Raw genomic sequence first — 22,369 nt, forward strand, 5'->3', positions numbered from 1 at the left:
CATTTTCCCTCCTGTAAGTTTTCATCTTTGTACCATCATTTAAACAAAAAAATATTTAAAAATGGAAACAAGAAAAGTATGGTTCGTGACAGGAGCTTCTAAAGGCTTAGGATTCGAGTTGGTGAAGAAATTATTATCCGAAGGATTTCAGGTTGCTGCCACCAGCCGTACCGTTGAATCCCTTATTTCTACAATAGGAGAAACTTCAGAAAACTTCCTCCCGCTCGGCGTCAACATTACCGATAATGATGATATAAAATCTGCAATTGACAAAACTGTGGAACATTTCGGAAAAATTGATGTGGTCGTGAACAATGCCGGCTACGGGCAAATAGGAACTCTGGAGGAACTTACCGATGAAGAAGCAAGAGAGAATTACGCGGTGAATGTTTTCGGGACCTTAAATGTAATCAGAAATGCGATGCCTTACCTGCGTGAGCAAAGATCAGGAAACATCTTTAACATTTCATCTGTGGGCGGATATTCAGGGAACTTTCCGGGTTGGGGAATTTACTGTTCAACAAAATTTGCTGTTGCGGGATTTACGGAGGCATTAGCTGAAGAAGTAAAAGATTTCGGAATTCATGCTACCGTTGTCTATCCAGGCTATTTCCGTACAGACTTTTTAAATAAGGATTCTGTAAAAACTCCTGCCAATCCTATTCAGGCTTATGAGGCTGCAAGAAGTTCAGAGCAGGCTCACCTTCATGAAATCAATGGAAATCAGCCTAATGATCCGGTGAAAGCAGCTGATGTTCTGATTCAGATCAGTAAAGAGAAAAATCCGCCTGTTCATCTGTTACTAGGGGTAGGAACCAAGGAATTTCTACATAATAAGATCGATATTTTAAAGAAAGATGCTGAAAAATGGGAAAGCCTAACGGTTTCCACAGCGATTTAATCGTTTGATAATATCCTTCGACTTCGCTCAGGATGACATTCCTAATATTTACTGTTTTAATTTATATAGATTCATTAAGTAAAACATTCTGGCCGAAGCCGAAGACTTTCTCGCACAATGCATTAACTTTTACCAAAAACAATTAACTTAGCCATTATGAAACAGCCTGTCCGTTTTAATTCTATTGCAGATTTTCATGCTTTCTGCGGTCTTCCCAATCCTGAGCATCCTCTGATCAGTCTGATAGATTACAGCAAAGTTCATTATATTGTGGAAGATGAAGAATTGAAATGGATTCAGGATTTTTATTCGATCGGGCTGAAGAAAAATGTCAATCCGAAATTCAATTATGGACAGCAGCAGTATGATTTTGATTCGGGAGTATTGTGTTTTGTTTCGCCACAGCAGTTTTTAAGTCTGGAAATAAAACAGGATATTCAGATAGAACCCACAGGATTTTTATTGCTCATTCACCCTGATTTTCTGTGGAACACTTCATTAACCAGAAAGATAAAATCTTACGATTTCTTCAGCTACCAAGTGAAAGAAGCTCTTTTCCTGTCTGATAAGGAAGAGAGAATTCTTGTTGATATTTTTAAAAATATTGAACGAGAATATCAGTCAAACATCGATAGATTCACCCAGGAATTGATTATTGCACAGATTGAGCTATTACTGATTTATTCTGACCGCTTTTATGAACGTCAGTTTTTTACCCGAAAAAAATCAAGTCATGAATTGCTTCATAAATTTGAAGAGGTTCTCGCCGGCTATTTTGAAAACGGAAACCTCATAGAAAATGGTATTCCTACGGTGAAATGTATTGCCGAGCAGATGAATATTTCACCCAATTATCTGGGAACCTTACTTCGTCTTCATACTTTGCAAAACACGCAACAGCATATTCAGAACAAATTAATTGATTCTGCAAAAGAACGTTTGAGCACAACAAGTTTATCCGTGAGCGAAATTGCTTATGAACTCGGTTTTGAACATCCACAGTCTTTCAGTAAACTTTTTAAACAAAAAACGAATCAGTCGCCGGGAGAGTTCAGAAAGCTTTTCAATTAGCATACAGGTTTCCCAAATAGCCATGTTAATTTCATTCTATTTTGCTGTCAGGAAGTTTATTATTTTTGTTTAAATACTTCTTCAGATGAAACCATTTCTATTATTGGCTTTTATTTTTACATCTTGTCTTCACCAGGGACAAAGCAACAATATAGTCAACCCTGAGAAAATTGAGAGTCCGATTCAGAAAAAATATTCCGGTAAAATTATCTTTCTCACCAAAAATGTTGCTCTTGACAACCTGAAAGATTCGGATATGCTTACTTCTGCTCAATTTCAGGAAAACGGAGATCTGGGCATTCATGCTTTTTTTGACAATTCACTGGTCAATTATCTTCATCAGCTTGAACCTGGTTGGGCAGTGGAGGAACTCATCAGAAATGGAAATTATCAATTTACTTTCTATGTTGACGGAAAGCTGATCTACACAGAGAATCTGAATACAGGTGCAGGAACCCCTGAGAATAAAAAATTTAAAACAGCTTTAAGGATTCCTCTCCTCAGCAGCCAAAATGAAGATTCATGGGGAAGGTATTTATGGATGCGGTTTTATATGGGACATGACGGAATTGATGCCCTGACAGCTGGAAAGCATCTTTTGAAAATTGAAATCCGTCCTTATCTTAAAACACCGGAAGTAAAGATCGGTAGTCTCATTGCATCAGGAACCATCAGTCTGGAAGTTCCCCAAAAACATGTCAATGAAGCTCAAATTGCCGTTCAGTCCATTCAGCCCAACAGTGGGTGGACTACTTCTTCTGAGAAGTTTGATCCCGGAATGATCAGAAATCTGAATAAAAAAATCGCTGAAAACAGATTCAGAAATATTACCGGCATTGCAGTCATTAAAAACGGAAAACTGTTGCTGGAAGAGTATTTCAATGGTTCCGGAAGAGATTCTTTACAGGATACACGGTCTGTAGGAAAGTCTTTTTCTTCTGCTTTGACCGGGATTGCCATCAAAGAAGGTTATCTGAAAAGTGAAAATCAATATCTGAAAGAGTTCTATGATCTGAAAGCATTTAAAAATTATTCTTCTCAGAAAGATAACGTCACCCTAAAAAGTCTGCTGACAATGAGTTCCGGGTTTGATGGAAATGATGAAGACTCAGATTCTCCCGGAAATGAAGAGAATATGTATCCTACGGAGAATTGGGTAAAATTTACACTGGATTTACCCATGACAGAGAATAAACCTGGAGAACACTGGAGTTATTTCACAGCAGGTGTTGTTGCCACCGGAGATATTCTGGATAAAAGAGTTCCAAAGGGATTGGAAAATTATGCCGATCAGAAATTATTTCAGCCTCTGGGAATCACCCGTTACCAATGGCAGTTTACTCCTCAGCGAAAGCCTTCACTGGCCGGAGGATTACGAATGAATGTTCTTGATTTCGCCAAATTCGGTCAGTTGTATAAAAATAACGGAATGTGGAATGGAAAAACCATTTTAGATAAAGCCTGGGTCAAAAAATCATTCACCAATTATTTTGCCGATAACAAAGACTTTGAAGGTTATGGATATTTATTCTGGAGAAAGGTCTATAAAGTAGGAAGTAAAAACTTTGAAGCCTATCAGTGCAGTGGAAATGGAGGAAACAAGATTATCATATTTACAGAAATCCCCGTTGTCATGGTCATTACAGCAAAGGCATACAACCAGCCTTACGCCCATTCACAGGCTGATAAGATGGTACAGGAATATCTTTTACCCGCCTTAAAATGAGTAATAAATAATCGTTAATGAAGTAATGTAGAAAAGTGAAAAAGAATAGCTTATTGCTTATTGCTTATTGCTTATTGCTTATTGCTTATTGCTTATTGCTTATTGCAAAACTATTCGTCTTTCTTCGTAGGAACCAGAAAAACATCAATAAGACCTTCAGGAAGTTCCATTTTGATTGTTCTTTCTTCTCGGTCTACTTCAAGAATCCAGTCTTTGATCATAGGGATTACCACTTCTTTGCCATCCAGATTGGTAATGAAATACACCTGTGCAGTCTGATCATTTACGGATCTGATCACTCCACAGTTATTGTTATTTTCATCAAAAATTTCAAATCCGATGATTTCGTGGTAATAGAATTGTTTGCCTGTAAGTTTTGGGAGAGAAGCCAGCGGAAGGTAAACACTTTTACCTAAAGCCTGGTCTACCATTGCCTCAGAAGAGTTTTTGAAGGCAAGATTCAGAGCATCCAGTTTGCTCCATGATGATTTTTCAATAAAAAATGGAACCAATAATCCGTTGATTTCAACGAATATTGATTCCAATTTATTGTAAAGCTCGGGTTGGTCGGTATCCAATTTAAGGATCACGTTACCCGCAAGTCCATGTCTGCGTGTGATTTTCCCTAAAAAATAGCAATCTTCTTTACGCATGACAGAAATTGTTCTTAAGCTTCAGTGTTTTCTTCAGTTTCAGCAGCAGGAGCTTCTCCTTCTGTAGCTTCAGCAACTTCTTCAGCAGGTGCGTTTGCAGCCTCTTCAGCAGCTTTAGCATCAGCTTCAGCTTGTGCAGCAGCAGCTACTCTAGCTTCGTTTACTTTTACTTCAGCTTCTAATGCAGCTTTCTTAGCATCAGCTTTAGCAGTAGCTAAACCTTCTACTTTACCTTGAACTTTTGCATCTTTAGCTTCTACCCAAGCGTTGAATCTCTTCTCAGCTTCAGCTTCGTCAAAAGCACCTTTAGCTACACCACCTTGTAAGTGTTTTTTGTAAAGGGCACCTTTGTAAGAAAGGATAGCTCTAGCAGTATCAGTAGGCTGAGCACCGTTGTTTAACCACTGTACAGCAGAATCAACGTTCAACTCGATAGTTGCCGGGTTAGTAATTGGGTTGTAAGTTCCTAGTTTCTCGATGAATCTACCATCTCTTCTAGCTCTAGAATCTGCAACCACGATGTGGAAAAAAGGTTTTCCTTTTTTACCGTGTCTTTGTAATCTGATTTTTACTGACATAATGTTTGAATTTTACGGGAACTCGTCCCAGTTAAATATTTAAGAGTGCAAAGATAGTAAAAAAGTTTGAAGTAAAAAGCCCCAAGTAAAAAGTTTTGAAAAATTCAATTATTTTCTCAGAAGCCGGGGACCTGCTTTCGCTACTCGCTTTTTTCTTTTGCAAAGAAAAAGAGCTCAGACAGGCCGCTCAATCAGGGCTATTAATCCAGGTTTCCCATATAGAAAAGCCCCAGACATTTCTGGTTTTCCTCTATCGTCAAAGATTCTTTCAGGAAGTCTACAATTTTAGGAGAACTCCAGTAGCATCCGATATTGTTTGCTGTACAGGTAAGGTACATATTCTGTACTGCCATTGAAGTCGCAGCAATCTCTTCCCACTCCGGAACCATTCCGCTGAAATTGACCACGATAGATACAACCACGTTTGCTTTATTGATTTTAAAGCCTATGTCATTGTATTTTTTCTCCAGGAAAAGCTGCTCAGGCTGAGTCGCTTTATAGATCGCCTGCATTTCTGAAGCCAGTTTTGCTTTTTCTTCTCCTTTGAAGATCTTGAAACGCCAAGGTTTCGTACGTTTATGATTCGGAGCCAGTGTCGCTGAATGTAAAATTTCATCAATGACTGCCTGAGTTATTTCTGTATCGGTATAATCTTTTGGGAAAATACTTCTTCTTTGCTCTATAATTTCTTTTAAAACTTCTGCTTTATTCATACCTGCAAATTTACAACATGGAAGTCAATCTGTTCCATTTAAAATCATTGAAATTGTTGAAAGTTTTGGAGAAGAGATGGCACGCTTTTATCCTCTAAATAATTATGGCATTAGGCATCCGACACTAACCTGCGATTTCTGTAAGCTTTATAATTACTGAACGCAAAAGTTGATAAAATAATGACAACCAATATTCCGGTTAATCCTTTTTCATATATATTCCCTTTTACAGGATCAAGCATATACAATGCAATAAAGCTGACGGCATATATCATTCCTGCAACAATCCATATAGGAGCCGGATCTGGATATTCTTTTACTGTACTTGTCTTATTATAACTGAAAAGCGGAAGAAATTTATGCCAATCCCATATTACCAATATAAGAACTGCTATCATCATTAAAGAAGTGATGATCCAGGTTCCTTTGAATGAAAGGCTGATGGTGATGATCCAGATATTGGTTAATATCGTTAAAAACATCAATGCTCCAAGCGTGGCATAGCGTTGTGTCATCAGTAAAATTCCTGCCGTAATCTGGGCCAGTCCCAAAAAATTCCAGTAAAATCCAGATTGGTATAAGGCTTCAAAGAAATAGCCGATGGGATTATCCGTTGAGATTCTCGTGAACCTGTTTCCCATAAGCTTTACTAATCCCGATGGAAAAAAGGCAAATCCTATCAGGTAGCGGAGATGAATGATTACCCACTGATTGAATCTGCTGGTTCTTAATTTTTCAAATTTCATGTATTAGTGTAAGTTTATGGATATTAGTTGCTGATTAAGGCTAAATCGTTACAGAGTATTTAACACTCTTTCAGGCCTTTCTATCTAAAATCCATAATCTGGCATCTTTCCTATAAAACCTCCACGATTTTCTGATGAATCTTGTTCAGAGTAAATTCATCTCCGGCTTTCATTCCCATCATCTTTTTGGCCATAGGGCTTTCCGGGGAAATAGCATAGAAACGATCTCCTTCAAAAAAGAATTCGCCTAATGAAACTGAAATATAAAAACGGGCTTTATTGGTAATCACCAACGATCCCAGCTGTACTCTTTCGGTAGCGGTATTGAGGACTTTTGCCATATTCCGTTTAAGATCATTCAAAGCTCCAAGCTGACGTTGCATCTGATAGATTTCTTCCTGCATCTCTTCCCTTATGCTGTCATATTTCGGAGTTTTTTTAATTTCACGGCTGGCCTCCAGGGTAAATTCAATAAAATTTTTAAGTTTCTCAATTTTCTCTGCAATGGTAGTTTTTACAAAGTCTCTGATATCACTTTTTTCAAATACAATCTTCTCCATACAATCGATTCTTTATATAAAGATAATATTTTTAGAATAATAATTTATATTTTCGTCACTTCATAAAAAAACTAATGATCCATAGAATTTTAAATCAGTTCTCCCGCAAAGGAAGGATTACCAGAGGAGAATATGTCATTTCTCTTATTATATTTTATGCTTTAGCCTATCCGCTAACGTTAATTGAAAAGCATTATCAATTGTCAGAAGACGGAAAAGGAATGCTGGGTTTCTGTATACTCCCTTTCCTTGTTTTTATTTTACTGAAAGGAGCCAGAAGATGCCATGACAGAGGCAACAGCGGACTGTATCAGTTTATTCCGGGATATTTTTTCTTTATGGTATTGGGTGGCAGTGATTATGGAGTTAATAAATATGGCCCCAATCCTAAAGGTGAAGGCAATGATACCATCAATACCACTACAGATGACTTTCAGAATGCACTGCTAAGTAATATGGTACACAGCAACCATTGCAGACATTGTGGACATCAGCACTGCCACTGTAATAAAAGAAAATAGCTATACTTCATCCTTAAAAAGCTTTGCTTTGTTGAAAACATTTCATTCAACACAACGGTTTACCATAAAAAAGACTGCTTTACAATTTTAAAGCAGTCTTCCTAAATTTACTATAAGGTCAGAAAATAATTTTTATTTCTCTGCAATTTTCTTGAGATCATTCAGTCCCTGGCCGAACATTTTATCCATATTGCCATTCATCATAGGCTTCATAACCTTCATCATGGCCGTCAGTTCATTATCAATCATCCAGGTTACTTTCGTTCCGCTTCCTTCGGGGGTCAGTACAAAATTACACTTAGCCATTCCGTCAAAAGGTTTAATGAAGTGAAGCTGAGTACCCAGTTTTTCATTCTGAACGATCTCAGTGATGGTTTGTTCTCCTTCGCTGTCATCTCCTTTCCAATGGTAAGAATCTCCTATTTTATCCCCTTCACCGGAATAGGTAACAGAGAAGTTTTTTATTTCTTTAGAGAACGGGTCCCAGGTATTGTATCCTTTCAAAGAGCCTACATGCTGCCATACTTTCTCCTTCGGAGCGTTAATGACAATAGATTTTTCATAGTGATAATCTTTACTGAAAAACAGTATAGCAATTACTGCATAAATTACCACCAGCAGAAGGATGGTTCCAATGATTTTTAAGAATGTTTTCATAGTCTATTTATTTAAGGTTATGTATTTTAAGATGACTGTTGAATCTCTTTCCAAAATTAAATATTCCTACCTCACTTTCCATATGACAAGATTATTTAAAGATAATGCATTTTTGTCATATCAACCTGTTCGGGCATTATTTTTGAGCATTTCTGTCAGGATTCCACAGTGAATCATTAAATTTACCTTATATAAAAATCGAAAAATGAATATTTTAACAGAGAAATTCACTACACCATACCACTCAGCACCATTCACTGACATTAAAAACGAAGATTATCTTCCGGCTTTCAAAGAACTGATTCAACAGTCTGAAGCGGAAATTGATGCCATCGTCAATAATCCTGAAGCCCCTACTTTCGAAAACGTTATTGAAGCACTTGCCTATTCCGGAGAACAGCTGGATGTAGTATCCAATATATTTTTCAACCTGAATTCTGCCGAGACCAGTGATGAGATCCAGCAGATCGCTCAGGAAGTTTCTCCGATCCTGACAGAATATTCGTCAAAGATCTCTCAAAACGAAGCTCTTTTCAGCAAAATCAAAAAAGTATATGATGAAAAGGAAAAATACAACCTGAATGAAGAGCAGGAAATGCTTTTGAATGAAACCTACAAAGGTTTTGTAAGAAGTGGTGCCTTACTGAATGATGAAGACAAAGAAAAATTAAAGAACATCAGCATGGATCTTTCTTTAAAATCTTTACAGTTCGGGCAGAATGTATTGGCCTCTACAAATGCTTATTTTAAACATATCACCAATAAAGAAGACCTTGCAGGAATTCCGGAAGCCATCATCGAGCAATATGCTGAAGAAGCTAAAGAAAGAAATCTTGAAGGCTGGGTTGTAACTTTACAGTATCCAAGCTATATCCCGTTCATGACCTATGCTGAAAACCGCGAACTGAGAAAAGAACTTGCGTTGGCCAATGGTAAAAAATCTTTTGACGGCGGAGAATATGACAACCAGAATATGATCAAGGAGCTTCTTAATCTGAAACAACAAAAAGCAGCTCTTTTAGGCTATAAAGATTATGCAGATTTTGTTCTTGAAGAAAGAATGGCCAAGTCTCCGGTAAAGGTTTTTGACTTTCTGAACGAACTTTTAACAAAAGCAAAACCTTATGCAGATAAAGAGATCGAAGAATTAAAAGCTCTGGCAAAAGCTGACGGCATTGAAGATATGCAAAGCTATGACCATGCTTTCTATGCAGAAAAACTTCGTAAGCAGAAATTCGATCTTAATGATGAGGAGTTGAAACCTTACTTCCCGTTGAACCAGGTTCAGGATGCTGTTTTTGGACTGGCAGGAAAACTTTTCGGATTGACTTTTGAGGAAAGAAATGATATTCCGAAATACCATGAAGAAGTAAAAGTATATGAGGTAAAAGAAAATGGAAATTATAAATCTCTACTATATGTGGACTATTTCCCAAGAAAAGGGAAAAGAGCCGGCGCATGGATGACCAGCTATAAAAATCAGTACAAGCAAAACGGGGAAAATTCACGCCCGCATATTTCAATTGTCTGCAATTTCAGCAAACCGACAAAAGATACGCCTAGTTTATTAACCTTCCAGGAAGTGACTACTTTATTCCACGAATTCGGACATGCCCTTCACGGAATGATGGCTAATACCCAATATCCCAGCCTTTCCGGAACTTCTGTAAAATGGGATTTTGTGGAACTTCCGTCTCAGTTCCTGGAAAACTTCTGCTACGAGCCTGAGTTCCTGAAAACTTTTGCCAAGCATTATAAAACAGGAGAAGTACTTCCTGATGAAAAAATCGAAAAAATTGAGCAGTCCAAAAACTTTATGGAGGGCTACCAGACCTTAAGACAACTAGGTTTCGGACTTCTGGATATGAACTACCATACAAAAGTTGGAGAGCTGGAGAACGAAAGTGTAAAAGACTTTGAAGATAAGTACACCAAAGCTACCGCATTGTATCCTACAAACCCTGAAACAGCCATGAGCCCAAGTTTCTCACACATTTTCCAGGGCGGATATTCTGCAGGATATTATTCTTACAAATGGGCAGAGGTATTGGATGCCGACGCTTTCCAGTATTTTAAAGAAAACGGAATTTTCAATCCTGAGATTGCAGCAAAATATAAAGTATTGCTTTCTTCAGGGGGAACAAAAGATCCTATGGAACTGTATAAAAACTTCAGAGGAAGCGAACCGAAGGTGGAAAGTTTGTTGAAAAGAGCATTCGGATAGGAAAACTTTCAAGGAAAATGAACAATACAGTGCAAAGACTGGAGAACGTAAAAAAACTCCAGGCCAAAAGATGGGAAAATGAAGACCATTGGGATACTTTAAACGATCTTTTAGTTAAAGAATTAGATGAAATTCTACTGATAGAACCTGAGAATACTTCTGCACTTACCAATATTGGTGCAATATATTCTGATATGGGAGAAAATGAGAAAGCTTTAGATTATTTAAAAAAGGCTTTAAGTTTAGGCTCAGAGGATAAAAATCTTTTTGTAAACCTGACTATTGTGATGATTTATATGGAGAAACATCAGTCAGAATATTTAGAGTATCTTGAAGATGTTGAAGAAAAAGTAGAGAACCCTCTTACCTTTAAAGCGCATTTTGAACCGCAATCCCGTTAAGAACTTTTGGATCATATCTTTTTTTAATGATAACAGAAAAAATACATCAACTAGCAGCAGCTTTTAATGAATCGTTAAAAGCTGCTCTTCACCATATTGATTCGGAAAAGATTGATGAAATCTTAGATAACAGAGATACCTCCACATTCTCAGATTTGTGGATGAAAGCCTACCAGGCTGTTAAGGATAAAATAACGGATGAAGAAACCGAAGATAAAATCAGCGACATCCGAAAAGAAATCTTTGTGTCCATCTTCAGGGCTACGGGTTCATCAGAACTGCCAGCTTATATTTCCGATGATTTTGGACTGATCTCTTCTTATTATATTCACGATATTGAAAACAGCTGGGTAACCAATTTATTGTTTACTTATCTTAATCACCAGATTCCTCAGGGAGAGTTGTTGAAAACGGATAAAACATTGAAAGAATTGATTTCATAGAGAAAGATTAAGAAGACACCAGAACCAAAAGTAAAATATCACGAAATGACCACCATTGAACAGCTTTATCAAACCCTGGATCAACGCCGCCGTCCCGAAGATGTAGCGGAAATGATCGTTGAATTAATGAGAAGTCATTTAGCCATTCATGAACTGGCAACGTTGAGTAAAGCGGCCAACCGTTCTCTGAAGAACAACATCTACGGCTATACTTCAATGCTTGAAACTTTTGGAAAAGCGATTGGTGCAGACAAACAGATCAAAAAAGCGATTGAGATCTTTAAAATTGATCAGGAAGAAAACTCAGGACATTATAATGCAGACGGAATTGAAACCTTCCTGAATGAAGTTTCTCCCCTTATTCACAAGAATGTCGGGCAAAATGATTTCAGAAAGGATCGTCTGAATAAAGATCTGAGAAAACTTGCCGGGCTGGATATTTCAAAACGAAATTACAACAAGAAATGGCGGCTTTTGAAGCGGATTGAAATAAGACTTCAAAAATTCATTCAAGAATCAAAAAAGATCGAACTTCAGAAAATTGCCAAACATGGGCTTTCCCATACCATCAGTTTTGAAGACTTCAGCAAAGATCTGAATACAGCCTGTTTTATTGCTTATTTCAATGCCAGGAGTAATCTCAGAAGTGTATTTACCAATCAAAGTCAGGACAGACCTTTTGATGAAATATGTGAAATGCTCTTCAACAGATGTAAACAAAATTCTGGTACGACAAACTGGTCGGCAATTTCTTACAGCTATTCCGACAAAGAAGTGCTGCAGCATCTTACAGACGAACAGAAAGGAAAATTATTAGGCCAATGGACTCTTATTCTTGAAGAAGTTTCGGGCTTTTTGGAAGAACTTTGGAATGACAATGACATCTACCGAAAAACGATGGCTGTAAAGAAAGGTAATGATTCAACGACCTGGAACAATACTGCCGGAGCCTGGAATAAAGCCAGAGACAACTGGATGAATCTCATCTATGCCCTTGGAATGGAATTTATTCTTGACGAGGTCTGCTTCGGAAAAGTAATGCGCCTTATGGCCGCCGATGTTATTGCCTGGCATTTATCAACCGGCGGAAAGATCGATCCCAATACAGAAGTCTGGAATATTGTACCTTTGCCATGGGAAGTTTTTCAGGAAAAAGCTTTCTGTAACAGGGAAATGATTGCCAACGCATGTCAGCAGGCAGACATTGATCCTGAAAAATCAGGATGGATTGCCCCTCGGCCGCATGGAGTGAGCCCGTTCAGGCCAACCCCGGAACTGGTACATGGAGTCACCGTCTCCAATCCGTTCCTGGCTAAGATTTTAAGACAAAACAAATATTTTTCAGGAAAACTCTGAAAAGAAAAATAAAAGGATAGGTTAGTTCAGTGGTAGAACACCTGGCTCTTTAACCGGGTTGACGCAGGTTCGAGCCCTGCACCTATCCTGATTTCTGATATAGCTCAGTGGCAGAGCACCCGGCTCTTGGTCCGGGAGGACACAGGTTCGAGCCCTGTTATCAGACCAATAAGAAATATAATGATTGTGAAAAAAACGTACTTCCTTTATACCCTTCCCCTCCTGTTATTTTTAAACTGCAAAAACGAAAAGAAAGATTCAATCGCTGAGACAAAAGTTCCGGAAACCAATCAGGTGGAAAAAACAGATTCTTTGGTCACTACAAGAATTGATTCTGCTCAGGTTCCGAATGCATTGAAATACAAAGGAAATTTTAAAGACGGATTCCGATGGAAAGATAAGACAGGCGAGTATTTAGTGCTTACCTCCGAAACCGGAGTTTACATCAATGAAAGCTTTTCGCATGAAAATGACGGAAGTGATGCTGAAGTTTTTGCCCATTGCTATTCTCTGGAAAATAACCAACAAGTGTGGAAGGTGAATGACTTTATCAAAGACTGTATAGTAGATATTGATGCCGCATTTAAGAAAAACTCTTTAAGGGTAACAGATCTTGATAAAAATGGTATTGCTGAAATCTGGGTGATGTATGAAATGGCCTGTAAAGGTGATATAAGTCCTTCAGATTTAAAGATCATCATGTATGAAGGAAAACAAAAATTTGCCATGCGTGGGCAATCCAAAATACGAACTGGAATGGAAAGCCACGGCAAACCGGTATTTGAAGGCGGCTCTTATACCTTTGATAAAGCGTTTCAACAAGGTCCAAAAGCTTTCAGAGACTATGCTGAAAAATTGTGGAATGAGCACATGGAGGAGTAATTGGCCCTCTTTTTTCATTAAACCAAAAATCAATACATTTGATAAACCAACTCAATAATAACCTTAAAAAACTTTAAATCATGTTTTTAGCTGTTGTACTCCCCTTTCTGTCTTTTATCGTTCGGGGAAAAGTGCTTACCGGAATCATCTGCTTTTTCTTACAGATCACACTGATTGGCTGGCTTCCTGCAGCGATCTGGGCGGTTATGTCTTTAAATAATGAAAGAGCCAATAAACGCAACGAAGATTTGATTCGCGCAGTACGTGAAAGTCAAAAATAAAAATAGTTTTTACCCCTATACCTTAAAATCCTTTAGTTCTGTAAAGGATTTTTTTGTTTTTAAAAGCTGGATTTTTCAAAACTTTATTCAGCCAATAGTTGTAATTTTATCCCTTATTAAATATTAAACCTATGATGAAATACTTACCTTTATTATTGATAACAGCCTCTCTCACGGCTTCTGCACAAATGAACATATGCCCTACTTACGCTATTCCCGAAGTAAGGGTCAACAAAATAAATTTCCTGGTCACTCCCAATATGGAAGTGGAAGATCTGAATTTAAAAAAATTGCCTATCAAGAAAAAAATTACTTCTGCAGGGGTAACGGAATATGATAAAAATGGCAATGTCATCAAGGAGGAAACCCAACAGGGCAGTTTCAAAAAGACCATAAAATGTACCTACACCAATGGGATTCTTACCGAAAGACAATACCTCTACTTCCCAGATAAAGAAAAAACAGAAGCAGCCAACCGGGAGTCTCTAAGAACGGGAGAAGCTGAAACAGCAAAAAATGGAATGGGCAGTGTGGCCTATGCCGAATCCAACAAAACAGAAAGTCTGTATACGGCAACTCTCAACAATAAAAATCAGGTGACTTCTTTCCGTACTCAGGAGTTTACCTTCACAGGAAATGATAAGAAACTCACTTCCGAACAACAGACCGATATTACTTATCTGAATGGTAAGATTTCTTCTGTAAAATCTGCGAACGGCACCGAACAATATACCTACAAAAACGGATTGCTTGCCAAAAGAGACAGAAAAATAAAGGACAACATGATGGAAAAGACCATCTCAGAAGAATTTCTGTATGATACCAATAAAAACCTGATTGGCATCCAATACAAAGAGGAAGCGACCCGCAATGGAGAAATAATGGGTAAAAGCTCAGGAATGATAGATCCTATATCCTATGATTCCAAAAACAGAATGGTAAAATATGGCAGCGGGCAAAGCTTCACCCAATATACTTATGACAACGCTGGCAATATATCTTCAATGACTGATTATTCCGGCGGTATTGATCTGGGAAAGAAACAATTTGAATATGAAAAAAATCTTCTGACCAAAGTTTCTGAAATAAAAGGTGGGGCAAAATCATATCAGGATCAGTATACCTATAAAAACGGATTGCTGACAGAAATGAAATCCTATTTCGGCCCTACTCTCAATGCTAAAATGGTCTTTGAATATAATGATAAGAACCATCTTACCAAAGCCAGCCTTTTATACCCCAAAAATGCTTCAGGTACTGAATTTACAACCTCTAGTGAAACAGAGTATATTTATGAGGCAAAATCTGTGATCGTAAAAAATCAGGGGAAAGAGACGATACGCTATGAGCTTTATTAACAACAGAGGGTGAACCAACCCCCATATAATGTAACCAATCCATTTGATCTTATGAAAGAAAATAAATACGACAACCCGTCATTTTTTGACCAGTATGAGAAAATGCTCCGATCCCAGTTGGGACTGGAAGGTGCCGGAGAATGGCATGCCCTCAGAACAATGCTGCCGGATTTTAAAGAAAAGAAAGTCCTTGATCTGGGCTGTGGTTTTGGATGGCATTGCCGCTATGCGATGGAAAACGGAGCAAAATCTGTAATCGGAATTGATCTTTCACAACGAATGCTGGCAAAAGCTCAGGAAATAAACCATCTGGAAGGCATACATTATGAAAGAAAAGCCCTGGAAGATGTAGATTATCCTGCTGAGCAGTTTGATCTTGTCCTGAGCTCACTGACCTTACATTATGTAGAGTCATTTGATACCCTGGTGCAGAATATTCATCAATGGCTGACTACCGGAGGACATTTTGTATTTTCTGTGGAACATCCGGTTTTCACTGCTGAAGGCGGACAGGACTGGGTGTATGATAAAGACGGACAGAAAACCTGCTGGCCCGTTGACCGCTATTTTTTAGAAGGGAAAAGAAATACTACATTTCTGGGTGAGAATGTCATCAAATACCACAGGACACTGACCTCTTATTTAAATACATTATTAAAACACGGTTTCAAAATCAAAGAAATCATAGAGCCTCAACCAGGTCCGGAAATGCTGAAAGAAATTCCTGAGATGAAAGAAGAACTGCGCCGCCCAATGATGCTGTTAATCTCTGCCGAAAAATAATTCTTATGGAAGCACAGAACAATCCTCAACCGGATAATACGGCGGTAAGAACTGCTTTGTGGAGAGCTTTACATATTCAGGCAGATGCTCAGCCCCATATTCTGGAAGATGAAATCGGCCTGCAGCTTGTCAACCCGGAAGAAGACTGGCAGGAACGTCCGGATATGAAATATACCAAAAGACTGCGGGCTTCTATTGTAGCCAGATCCCGTTTCATTGAAGATGTTATGATTCAGGAGATCGAAAAAGGAACGCAGCAATGTGTGATTCTGGGAGCCGGTCTTGATACTTTTGCCCAACGCAGAACAGATATTGCCCAGAAACTTCAGATCTTTGAAATCGATCAGACGGAAACATTGGCATGGAAGCAGAAACGCCTTTCAGAAACAGGACTTGGGCTTCCGGATGATCTTCATTTTGTTCCTGTTGATTTTGAAGTTTCTTCATGGTTTGACGAACTGATCAAAGCGGGATTCAATCTCAATGAGCCTTCTGTGGTAGTCTGTACAGGAGTCACTTTGTACCTGACGAGAGAAGCCATAGCTTCCACATTAAAACAAATCGCCAATTTTGCCTCAGGCTCAAAGCTGGCTATGTCTTTTTATCTTCCTATGGAACTTCTTGATTTGGAAGATCAGCCCATGCAGGAAATTGCTGAAAAAGGAGCCCGTGAAGCAGGAACTCCTTTTATAAGTTTTTTCACCCCATCTGAAATCTTATCTCTTGCTCAGGAAGCCGGGTTTGAAAAGACTGAAATTATTTCTGACAACCATCTAAAACAGCTATATTTTTCAGAGCGTACCGATGGTCTGGAGCCTGCAAGCGGAGAGGTTTTTCTGGTAGCGTCTCCTTAGAAAGTAATCGTAACATTTTTAAAAACTAATATTTATTCTCTGTGAAACTCATTATTTCTCTTTTAGTATTTGCTCTTTCATGCCCGTTATTATTTTCTCAAAACAGGAAGATTATTAATAATGAATCGACTCAGTTTCAAATTCCGGATAAGACTGACAATATCGATTTCATTGTATTGGATCCTGAACTTAGTGTCAAAAAGCCTATCCTTCTTTGGTGCCAGGGTTCGCTGCCCTACCCTTTGTATGTGGATTCAAAAAAAGACGGACTTTGGATGATCGGAGGCGGAATTTCCAATTTTGATGTGAAAAATATTAAGAAATACTATCATCTGGTTATTGTTTCTATGCCGAAAACGCCTGTGATTGCAGAGGAAGATCAGATCAATGATTCATATTGGTATTTTGGAAATTCAAAAGATAAAAATGAACCGTCGGAGGATTTTATAAAAGCCGACTATCTTGAAAATTATGTAAACAGAGCTATAAAGGTTTTAAAATTTCTGAAAAAACAGGACTGGGTAGACTCTTCAAAACTGGTCGTAGCCGGACATTCTCAGGGATCTAAAGTGGCAACCAAAATTGCCTCCGAATATAAACCGGTCACCCAATTAGGCGTTTTCGGAGCCAATCCATTCGGAAGAATAGACCAGAACATCCGTGATTACAGGAAAGACGCTGAAAAGAATACCATCACATGGGCTGAAGCTGATAAAGGAATTGAGAAAGAATATCAGCTTTACAAGGATGCTCATAATCCTGGAATGGTAAAACAGAAACCTTACCTCCTGTCCTGGAAGTCTTTTTCGGTTCCTTTGATTGAGGATTGGCTGGCTTTTAACAAACCTCTTTACATGGCCTATGGAACGAATGATATTGCAAGTGATCTCTGTGATCTGGTTCCGCTGTATTTCATCAGAGCACATAAGAATAATTTAACCTATAAAAGATACCTGAACACAGAACATAATTTCTTTGAGGTGGAAAATGGGAAAACCAACCATGATAAACCTCACTGGGAAGAAGTGATGAACAGCTTTATCCAGTGGACCGTGAAGTAATATAGATTATTTTTTGATCTTACTTTTAGGCAAAACATCATCCGGGACCTTAAAAACGGTAATGATTACAAGCACCAGGCAGAAAATATTGATTAGGATCGCTATTGAGAAAGCTTTATGATAATTTGAGGGTAAAGGTTGATCACCAAGAAAATAATAAAAAACACTTCCTATAGCCACAATACCAATGATCGCTGCAATCTGCTGAAAAGTATTATAGACTCCTGATGCATTTCCTGTCAACTTTCCAGGCATTCCGGACAAGGCAATATTGGCAAGAGAAGGAATCACACTTCCCACCCCGGCTCCATGTAAAAACAAGAGCAGATAGAATTTCCAGAAGCTTGTGGACATGTTGAATACCATCATCTGAAGTATCAGAACAATAATAATCAGTACTAATCCTGATAGAAGGGCATTTTTACCATATTTTAAAATCAGTTTCACAGAGAAGACCGATGCCAGGATAAAACCCAGCCCTTGAAAAACGATCACTTCTCCTGCATTTAACGGGCTGATCTTTAATCCGTCCTGGAAAAATACCGACAGAATATAAAAATAGGAATCCAGCATAATGAAAAAGAAAGAAACGGCCACAATTCCCAGATTGAAATTCCTGTATCGGAACAATTCAAAATCAATCAGATAAGGCCTGTTCTTTTTCAGTTTATTTTTTTGATTTTGAATAAAGTACAGTAGAATTCCGGCTGAAACAATCATCAATACCCCATTCTGAAGACCAACTCCATTCTGCTCAGAACCTGTCAATGCATAAGTTATAAGGAAAAGTCCCGTAGAAAGTACAAGAACTCCCCAAATATCAAAAGATTGCCCAATCTTCACCACAGACTCTTCCAAATAACTGAAACTGCAGAAAATGGCCGTCAGACAAATAGGAATATTGATCAGGAAAATAAACCTCCAGGGTTCATCCCATCCGTTCAATGATGAAAAATATCCGCCCAGAAACTGTCCCAGAATGGTGCCTATCCCAATGGTAATTCCGTACCAGCCCATTGCTTTCGTCCGTTCTTCATGCTCCGTAAACAGAGTCTGTATCATAGAAAGCACCTGTGGAGCCATCATAGCGGCACTCATCCCCTGTACCAGCCTTGACACGACAAGTTGAACTGCTCCTGATGAAATTCCACAAGCTAATGAACTCACCATAAAGAATAATAAACCCAGCATAAATATCTTTTTGCGGCCATATACATCCCCCAATCTACCTCCTGTAATCAGAAAGGAAGCAAATCCAATCAGATAAGCAGCAATCATAAACTGCATTTCTCCATGAGTTGCCTGAAGATCACGCTGTATGGAAGGTATGGAGACATTGATGATAAAAATATCCATGATCGTCAGCAGCTGACCAAAAAGTATAACGATCATTATCAAAAATTTACGATTCATTTTTATATAGATATATCTATTTTTTAATAATTAAAAAAATTAGGGCAATAAACCCTGAATTATTTTTTTAGTCTGATCAAATGCTTCATTGTCTTTATTGATCGTTGAGGTCACAACAGCACCTTCTATCAGCAGAAAAATATTTTCAGTGATCAGATCTGTATCCATTTCCGGTGTATATTCACTGATCTGTTTAACTAATGCATGGATCAGCTCTTTTTGTTTTCTTTTGTGAGCTTTTACAAAATCTGAAACGGAAGGATTACTTTCCCCTATTTCAGCCGTAATTTTAATAAAATGACATCCGGCAAACTTTGAAGTCTGCTGCAGTTTTTTACGGTAGTCAACTACGGCTAATACTTTTTCTTTAGGATCTGAAATTGCAGCGATGCTGTTTTCAAAACCTTCCAGCCAATCGAGCTCTTCTTTCACAAGATAAGCCTGAAGAAGGTCAGTTTTGGAAGCAAAATGATTGTACAGAGAACCGATCGCAATGTCTGCTTCTGCAATGATCTGATTGATCCCCGTAGAATTGTAACCCTGTCTGTAAAACAGATCGGAAGCGACTCTGATAATTCTTTCCCTTGCTTTCTCTTTTTTCATTTCAAAAAAACTTTTTACAAAACTACACAAAAAATAGAGAAGTCTATCTACTTTTTAAATTACAAGAAGAGCCAACATTTATTTTTCTCCGAGAAATACTTTATTATTGGGAAAATTAGCCGATATTTAGCCCCCTAAAAAACAAACCATGTTCAATATTTTCAAGAAGAAAGAAAAAAGTAAAGTCAATATTCATTCTGTCACCATACCGGATCAGGGATGGAATAAAATTTCTGAAGACAGCCAGGTCATAAGATGGGTCAATCCGGAACAATCTGTTCTTATCGCCCTGCATTTTTTTGATAAAGAGCCTGATATTCCTACCGTAAAAGATCTCGACTACCTTAAAAAGTTTTACAGAAATGTTGCTGTCTCAGCCAACGGAGGGACTATTGAAACAGACATTATGAAGATTCAGGACATTCCTGCTGTAAAAACGATCATCAAAATTCCTCAGGAAGAAACAGGGATGATTTATATAGCCTCTATTACCATCCCTTTTGAAAACTGCAGTTTTGTCATAAAAATCCAGGCCAATGAAGTGGGCGTTACCGGGATCAGGGATAACACTATTCTCAGCAAACTCATGGCATCCGGAGAAGTAGAATTCGGTGACGAAGGTCTCATCAACTGGTTTGCAGATCCCTATGATCCTGACTTTAAACAGGGAACTCCGATGAATAAGTCTGAAGTGGAGAAATATGATTCTGAATTTCCACAACACCCGCTTTCTATGGCAAGATCATTGATCAATACTTTGGCAGCAGGCACCATTTGTAAACCGGAAATAAAGGAACTTCCTCCTTTCAAAAAATAATCATCATGAGGCGGCAGCAGTTTTTATATGTCTTTTTACTTGTGATGTGTATATCCTGTGATCAGTCTCAAAAACCAACTCATACAAAAGCTATGAATACTTCCAATCCTGTCGTTTATTTTGAAATTCCTGTCAGTGACATGGAACGGGCAGAGAAATTCTATACTGCTGTTTTCAATTTTAGTTTTGAGAAAGAAATGATTGATCATTATGAAATGGCTATGTTTCCTTTTGAAGAGAAAAACAGCGGGATCACAGGTGCTCTGGCAAAAGGAGATGTTTATAAACCATCGAAGGACGGAATCATTATCTATTTCAAAACTGAAAATATCGATGAAACGCTGAAGAAGGCCTTACAAAACGGCGGAAAACTTCTCTATCCAAAGAAAACTGATCCCAAATACGGATTTGCTGTAGCTGAATTTGAAGATTCTGAAGGCAACAGGATTGCTCTACACGAAACTATTAAATAAAAAACTGAAAGTGGATAAGTGTATCGAAAAATGAGTGAACATTATTTCATTCTTTTTTGAACCTCATCCACTTTCTTTTTGCATCTATCAACCTCAACGGCTTATTGCAGAGATATTCCATTCATAACATAATATTTTTTCAAGGCGCTTAATGTATATTTTGTATCTTTAATTACCATTTTCATAAAATTATTTGGTAAATACCTATGGCAGAAGAACTTTATTTCATCAAGACCAACCCTAATATTGCCAAAATCAATTTGTACAATAAGCTCAGTCGTGAGGAAGAAAATATTCTGAACTTCCTGCAACCGGATGCAAGAGCCCATCTTGAAATTATCAAAAATAAAGTAAAAGATTCTATAGAAGAGCTGAGCCCTGAAGAGCTCTTAACTATTTTCTCATGGTTCAGTAATACCTACTCTTCTGATCATGAAGAAGCCAAAACACAGTTGTTCATCAATGGTATTGATCTTTTTTATGAAATTCCTTCCACGGATCATACCGAAAATTTTCTGCAGATTCTTTCTCATTATGAAAAGCTCTCCCAACAGCACCTCAACTATATTGTTGACGCCCAGCATTTCAATCAGTTCCTGATCTATGGAATATTTTTCACGGAAATCATCAACAGAGAACAGGGCAATGAAAATATTCTTTGTGATTTTCTGAAACCGGATTATCAGTCTTTGTATTTACTGGCAGAAAATGAATGCAAATCAAAAGATTTTGATGAAAAAGTGATTCCTGATCTTCAGAACTATTTTACAGACCTCTATGATTTAACTAGATTTTATAAAGGGTCTATTATCAAGCTTGAGCATCAATAAAAGTGACTTAAATAGTACGCTTTCTTGATTTGGGGATTGGATCAGGTGTATTTTTTTTGAAGGGAATATCATCTATTTTGATCTCGGATTTTTTTCACGCAAAGTTTCTATTCTGATACTCTAATATTTCAAGAGAGCAAAGGATGGAATCAACTTCATTGATTCTTATGAAGCTTACGCGTAGCCACAACTCTTCATCAGCAGTGAAGCTGCCTATTCTTAGCCTCCTAAAATAAAAACATCCGAATCACTAATTCCTTGCGTGGTAAATTTGCAATAAATAAGGGTCTTCTGTAAACGCAAAGTTTTTATTTTGATGCTGCAATACTTAAGGGAGCAAAGGATGAAATCAACTTCATTGATTCTTATGAAGCGTACGCGTAGCCACGACTCTTCATCAGCAGCGAAGCTGCCTATTCTTAGCCCCCTAAAATAAAACATCCGAATCACTAATTCTTTGCGTG

At 37.9% G+C, this 22,369-nt stretch carries 25 protein-coding genes and 2 tRNA genes; 19 read left to right on the plus strand and 8 right to left on the minus strand.

What is annotated here, in order from left to right; genetic code table 11:
* Positions 1–61 precede the first annotated feature (61 nt).
* From AC106K_RS11905 to AC106K_RS11915, 3 genes are all read left to right on the plus strand, one after another.
* Positions 62–901: an SDR family NAD(P)-dependent oxidoreductase gene (locus AC106K_RS11905; RefSeq protein WP_482445530.1), complete on the plus strand. Its 840-nt coding sequence runs from the start codon at positions 62–64 to the stop codon at positions 899–901.
* Positions 902–1,057: 156 nt separating this feature from the next.
* On the plus strand, positions 1,058–1,972 hold the full coding sequence (locus tag AC106K_RS11910) for a helix-turn-helix domain-containing protein (RefSeq protein ID WP_482445531.1): 915 nt from the start codon (positions 1,058–1,060) through the stop codon (positions 1,970–1,972).
* An 85-nt stretch (positions 1,973–2,057) separates the two neighbouring features.
* Positions 2,058–3,698, plus strand: a complete 1,641-nt coding sequence (locus tag AC106K_RS11915) for a serine hydrolase domain-containing protein (RefSeq protein ID WP_482445532.1) — start codon at positions 2,058–2,060, stop codon at positions 3,696–3,698.
* A gap of 110 nt (positions 3,699–3,808) precedes the next feature.
* Here the strand turns inward: AC106K_RS11915 and rimM are convergent, their stop codons facing one another.
* The 5 genes from rimM to AC106K_RS11940 form a co-directional block, all read right to left on the minus strand.
* Positions 3,809–4,351: a ribosome maturation factor RimM gene (rimM, locus tag AC106K_RS11920; RefSeq protein WP_482445534.1), complete on the minus strand. Its 543-nt coding sequence runs from the start codon at positions 4,349–4,351 to the stop codon at positions 3,809–3,811.
* Between the two features lie 14 nt (positions 4,352–4,365).
* Positions 4,366–4,929, minus strand: coding sequence for a 30S ribosomal protein S16 (locus tag AC106K_RS11925; protein WP_047098722.1), 564 nt, complete (start codon positions 4,927–4,929; stop codon positions 4,366–4,368).
* Positions 4,930–5,129: 200 nt separating this feature from the next.
* Positions 5,130–5,642, minus strand: coding sequence for a nitroreductase family protein (locus AC106K_RS11930; RefSeq protein WP_482445536.1), 513 nt, complete (start codon positions 5,640–5,642; stop codon positions 5,130–5,132).
* Between the two features lie 110 nt (positions 5,643–5,752).
* A complete protein-coding gene (locus AC106K_RS11935; protein WP_482445538.1) occupies positions 5,753–6,388 on the minus strand; it encodes a DoxX family membrane protein in 636 nt (211 codons plus the stop codon).
* A gap of 110 nt (positions 6,389–6,498) precedes the next feature.
* A complete protein-coding gene (locus AC106K_RS11940) occupies positions 6,499–6,948 on the minus strand; it encodes a hypothetical protein (protein ID WP_482445540.1) in 450 nt (149 codons plus the stop codon).
* 74 nt (positions 6,949–7,022) lie between these two features.
* Here AC106K_RS11940 and AC106K_RS11945 point away from each other — a divergent pair, with 74 nt between their 5' ends.
* The gene (locus tag AC106K_RS11945; protein ID WP_482445541.1) at positions 7,023–7,469 is read left to right on the plus strand and encodes a DUF805 domain-containing protein; all 447 of its coding nucleotides are present in this window, start codon (positions 7,023–7,025) and stop codon (positions 7,467–7,469) included.
* 132 nt (positions 7,470–7,601) lie between these two features.
* On the opposite strand, the gene AC106K_RS11950 is transcribed toward AC106K_RS11945, so the two are convergent.
* On the minus strand, positions 7,602–8,126 hold the full coding sequence (locus AC106K_RS11950) for an SRPBCC family protein (RefSeq protein ID WP_482445543.1): 525 nt from the start codon (positions 8,124–8,126) through the stop codon (positions 7,602–7,604).
* A 205-nt stretch (positions 8,127–8,331) separates the two neighbouring features.
* Between AC106K_RS11950 and AC106K_RS11955 the strand changes: the two genes are divergently transcribed.
* From AC106K_RS11955 to AC106K_RS12010, 12 genes are all read left to right on the plus strand, one after another.
* On the plus strand, positions 8,332–10,350 hold the full coding sequence (locus AC106K_RS11955; protein ID WP_482445545.1) for a M3 family metallopeptidase: 2,019 nt from the start codon (positions 8,332–8,334) through the stop codon (positions 10,348–10,350).
* A 17-nt stretch (positions 10,351–10,367) separates the two neighbouring features.
* Positions 10,368–10,751 carry a hypothetical protein gene (locus AC106K_RS11960; RefSeq protein ID WP_482445547.1) on the plus strand — a complete coding sequence of 128 codons (384 nt, stop codon included), beginning with the start codon at positions 10,368–10,370 and terminating at the stop codon, positions 10,749–10,751.
* Between the two features lie 26 nt (positions 10,752–10,777).
* A complete protein-coding gene (locus AC106K_RS11965) occupies positions 10,778–11,194 on the plus strand; it encodes a hypothetical protein (RefSeq protein WP_482445549.1) in 417 nt (138 codons plus the stop codon).
* A 45-nt stretch (positions 11,195–11,239) separates the two neighbouring features.
* A complete protein-coding gene (locus AC106K_RS11970; RefSeq protein WP_482445551.1) occupies positions 11,240–12,550 on the plus strand; it encodes a hypothetical protein in 1,311 nt (436 codons plus the stop codon).
* Between the two features lie 14 nt (positions 12,551–12,564).
* Positions 12,565–12,639, plus strand: a tRNA-Lys gene (locus tag AC106K_RS11975).
* Positions 12,640–12,643: 4 nt separating this feature from the next.
* A tRNA-Lys gene (locus AC106K_RS11980) sits at positions 12,644–12,716 on the plus strand.
* A 20-nt stretch (positions 12,717–12,736) separates the two neighbouring features.
* A complete protein-coding gene (locus tag AC106K_RS11985) occupies positions 12,737–13,432 on the plus strand; it encodes a M949_RS01915 family surface polysaccharide biosynthesis protein (RefSeq protein ID WP_482445552.1) in 696 nt (231 codons plus the stop codon).
* 80 nt (positions 13,433–13,512) lie between these two features.
* Positions 13,513–13,713 carry a YqaE/Pmp3 family membrane protein gene (locus AC106K_RS11990; protein ID WP_185114465.1) on the plus strand — a complete coding sequence of 67 codons (201 nt, stop codon included), beginning with the start codon at positions 13,513–13,515 and terminating at the stop codon, positions 13,711–13,713.
* A gap of 131 nt (positions 13,714–13,844) precedes the next feature.
* On the plus strand, positions 13,845–15,071 hold the full coding sequence (locus AC106K_RS11995; RefSeq protein ID WP_482445554.1) for a hypothetical protein: 1,227 nt from the start codon (positions 13,845–13,847) through the stop codon (positions 15,069–15,071).
* A gap of 51 nt (positions 15,072–15,122) precedes the next feature.
* Positions 15,123–15,854: a class I SAM-dependent methyltransferase gene (locus AC106K_RS12000; RefSeq protein ID WP_482445556.1), complete on the plus strand. Its 732-nt coding sequence runs from the start codon at positions 15,123–15,125 to the stop codon at positions 15,852–15,854.
* Between the two features lie 5 nt (positions 15,855–15,859).
* On the plus strand, positions 15,860–16,708 hold the full coding sequence (locus AC106K_RS12005) for a class I SAM-dependent methyltransferase (RefSeq protein WP_482445557.1): 849 nt from the start codon (positions 15,860–15,862) through the stop codon (positions 16,706–16,708).
* Positions 16,709–16,749: 41 nt separating this feature from the next.
* Positions 16,750–17,769, plus strand: coding sequence for an alpha/beta hydrolase (locus tag AC106K_RS12010; protein ID WP_482445559.1), 1,020 nt, complete (start codon positions 16,750–16,752; stop codon positions 17,767–17,769).
* 6 nt (positions 17,770–17,775) lie between these two features.
* Here AC106K_RS12010 and AC106K_RS12015 read toward each other — a convergent pair whose 3' ends face one another.
* Complete coding sequence (locus AC106K_RS12015; RefSeq protein WP_482445561.1) at positions 17,776–19,161, minus strand: MFS transporter; 1,386 nt, start codon at positions 19,159–19,161, stop codon at positions 17,776–17,778.
* Positions 19,162–19,221: 60 nt separating this feature from the next.
* Positions 19,222–19,785: a TetR/AcrR family transcriptional regulator gene (locus AC106K_RS12020; protein ID WP_482445562.1), complete on the minus strand. Its 564-nt coding sequence runs from the start codon at positions 19,783–19,785 to the stop codon at positions 19,222–19,224.
* A gap of 148 nt (positions 19,786–19,933) precedes the next feature.
* Between AC106K_RS12020 and AC106K_RS12025 the strand changes: the two genes are divergently transcribed.
* The 3 genes from AC106K_RS12025 (at position 19,934) to AC106K_RS12035 (ending at position 21,905) form a co-directional block, all read left to right on the plus strand.
* The gene (locus tag AC106K_RS12025) at positions 19,934–20,602 is read left to right on the plus strand and encodes a hypothetical protein (RefSeq protein WP_482445564.1); all 669 of its coding nucleotides are present in this window, start codon (positions 19,934–19,936) and stop codon (positions 20,600–20,602) included.
* A gap of 5 nt (positions 20,603–20,607) precedes the next feature.
* Complete coding sequence (locus AC106K_RS12030) at positions 20,608–21,075, plus strand: VOC family protein (RefSeq protein WP_482445566.1); 468 nt, start codon at positions 20,608–20,610, stop codon at positions 21,073–21,075.
* A gap of 206 nt (positions 21,076–21,281) precedes the next feature.
* The gene (locus AC106K_RS12035) at positions 21,282–21,905 is read left to right on the plus strand and encodes a hypothetical protein (protein WP_482445568.1); all 624 of its coding nucleotides are present in this window, start codon (positions 21,282–21,284) and stop codon (positions 21,903–21,905) included.
* Positions 21,906–22,369 lie beyond the last annotated feature (464 nt).

The organism is Chryseobacterium sp. FR048 (assembly GCF_056844665.1).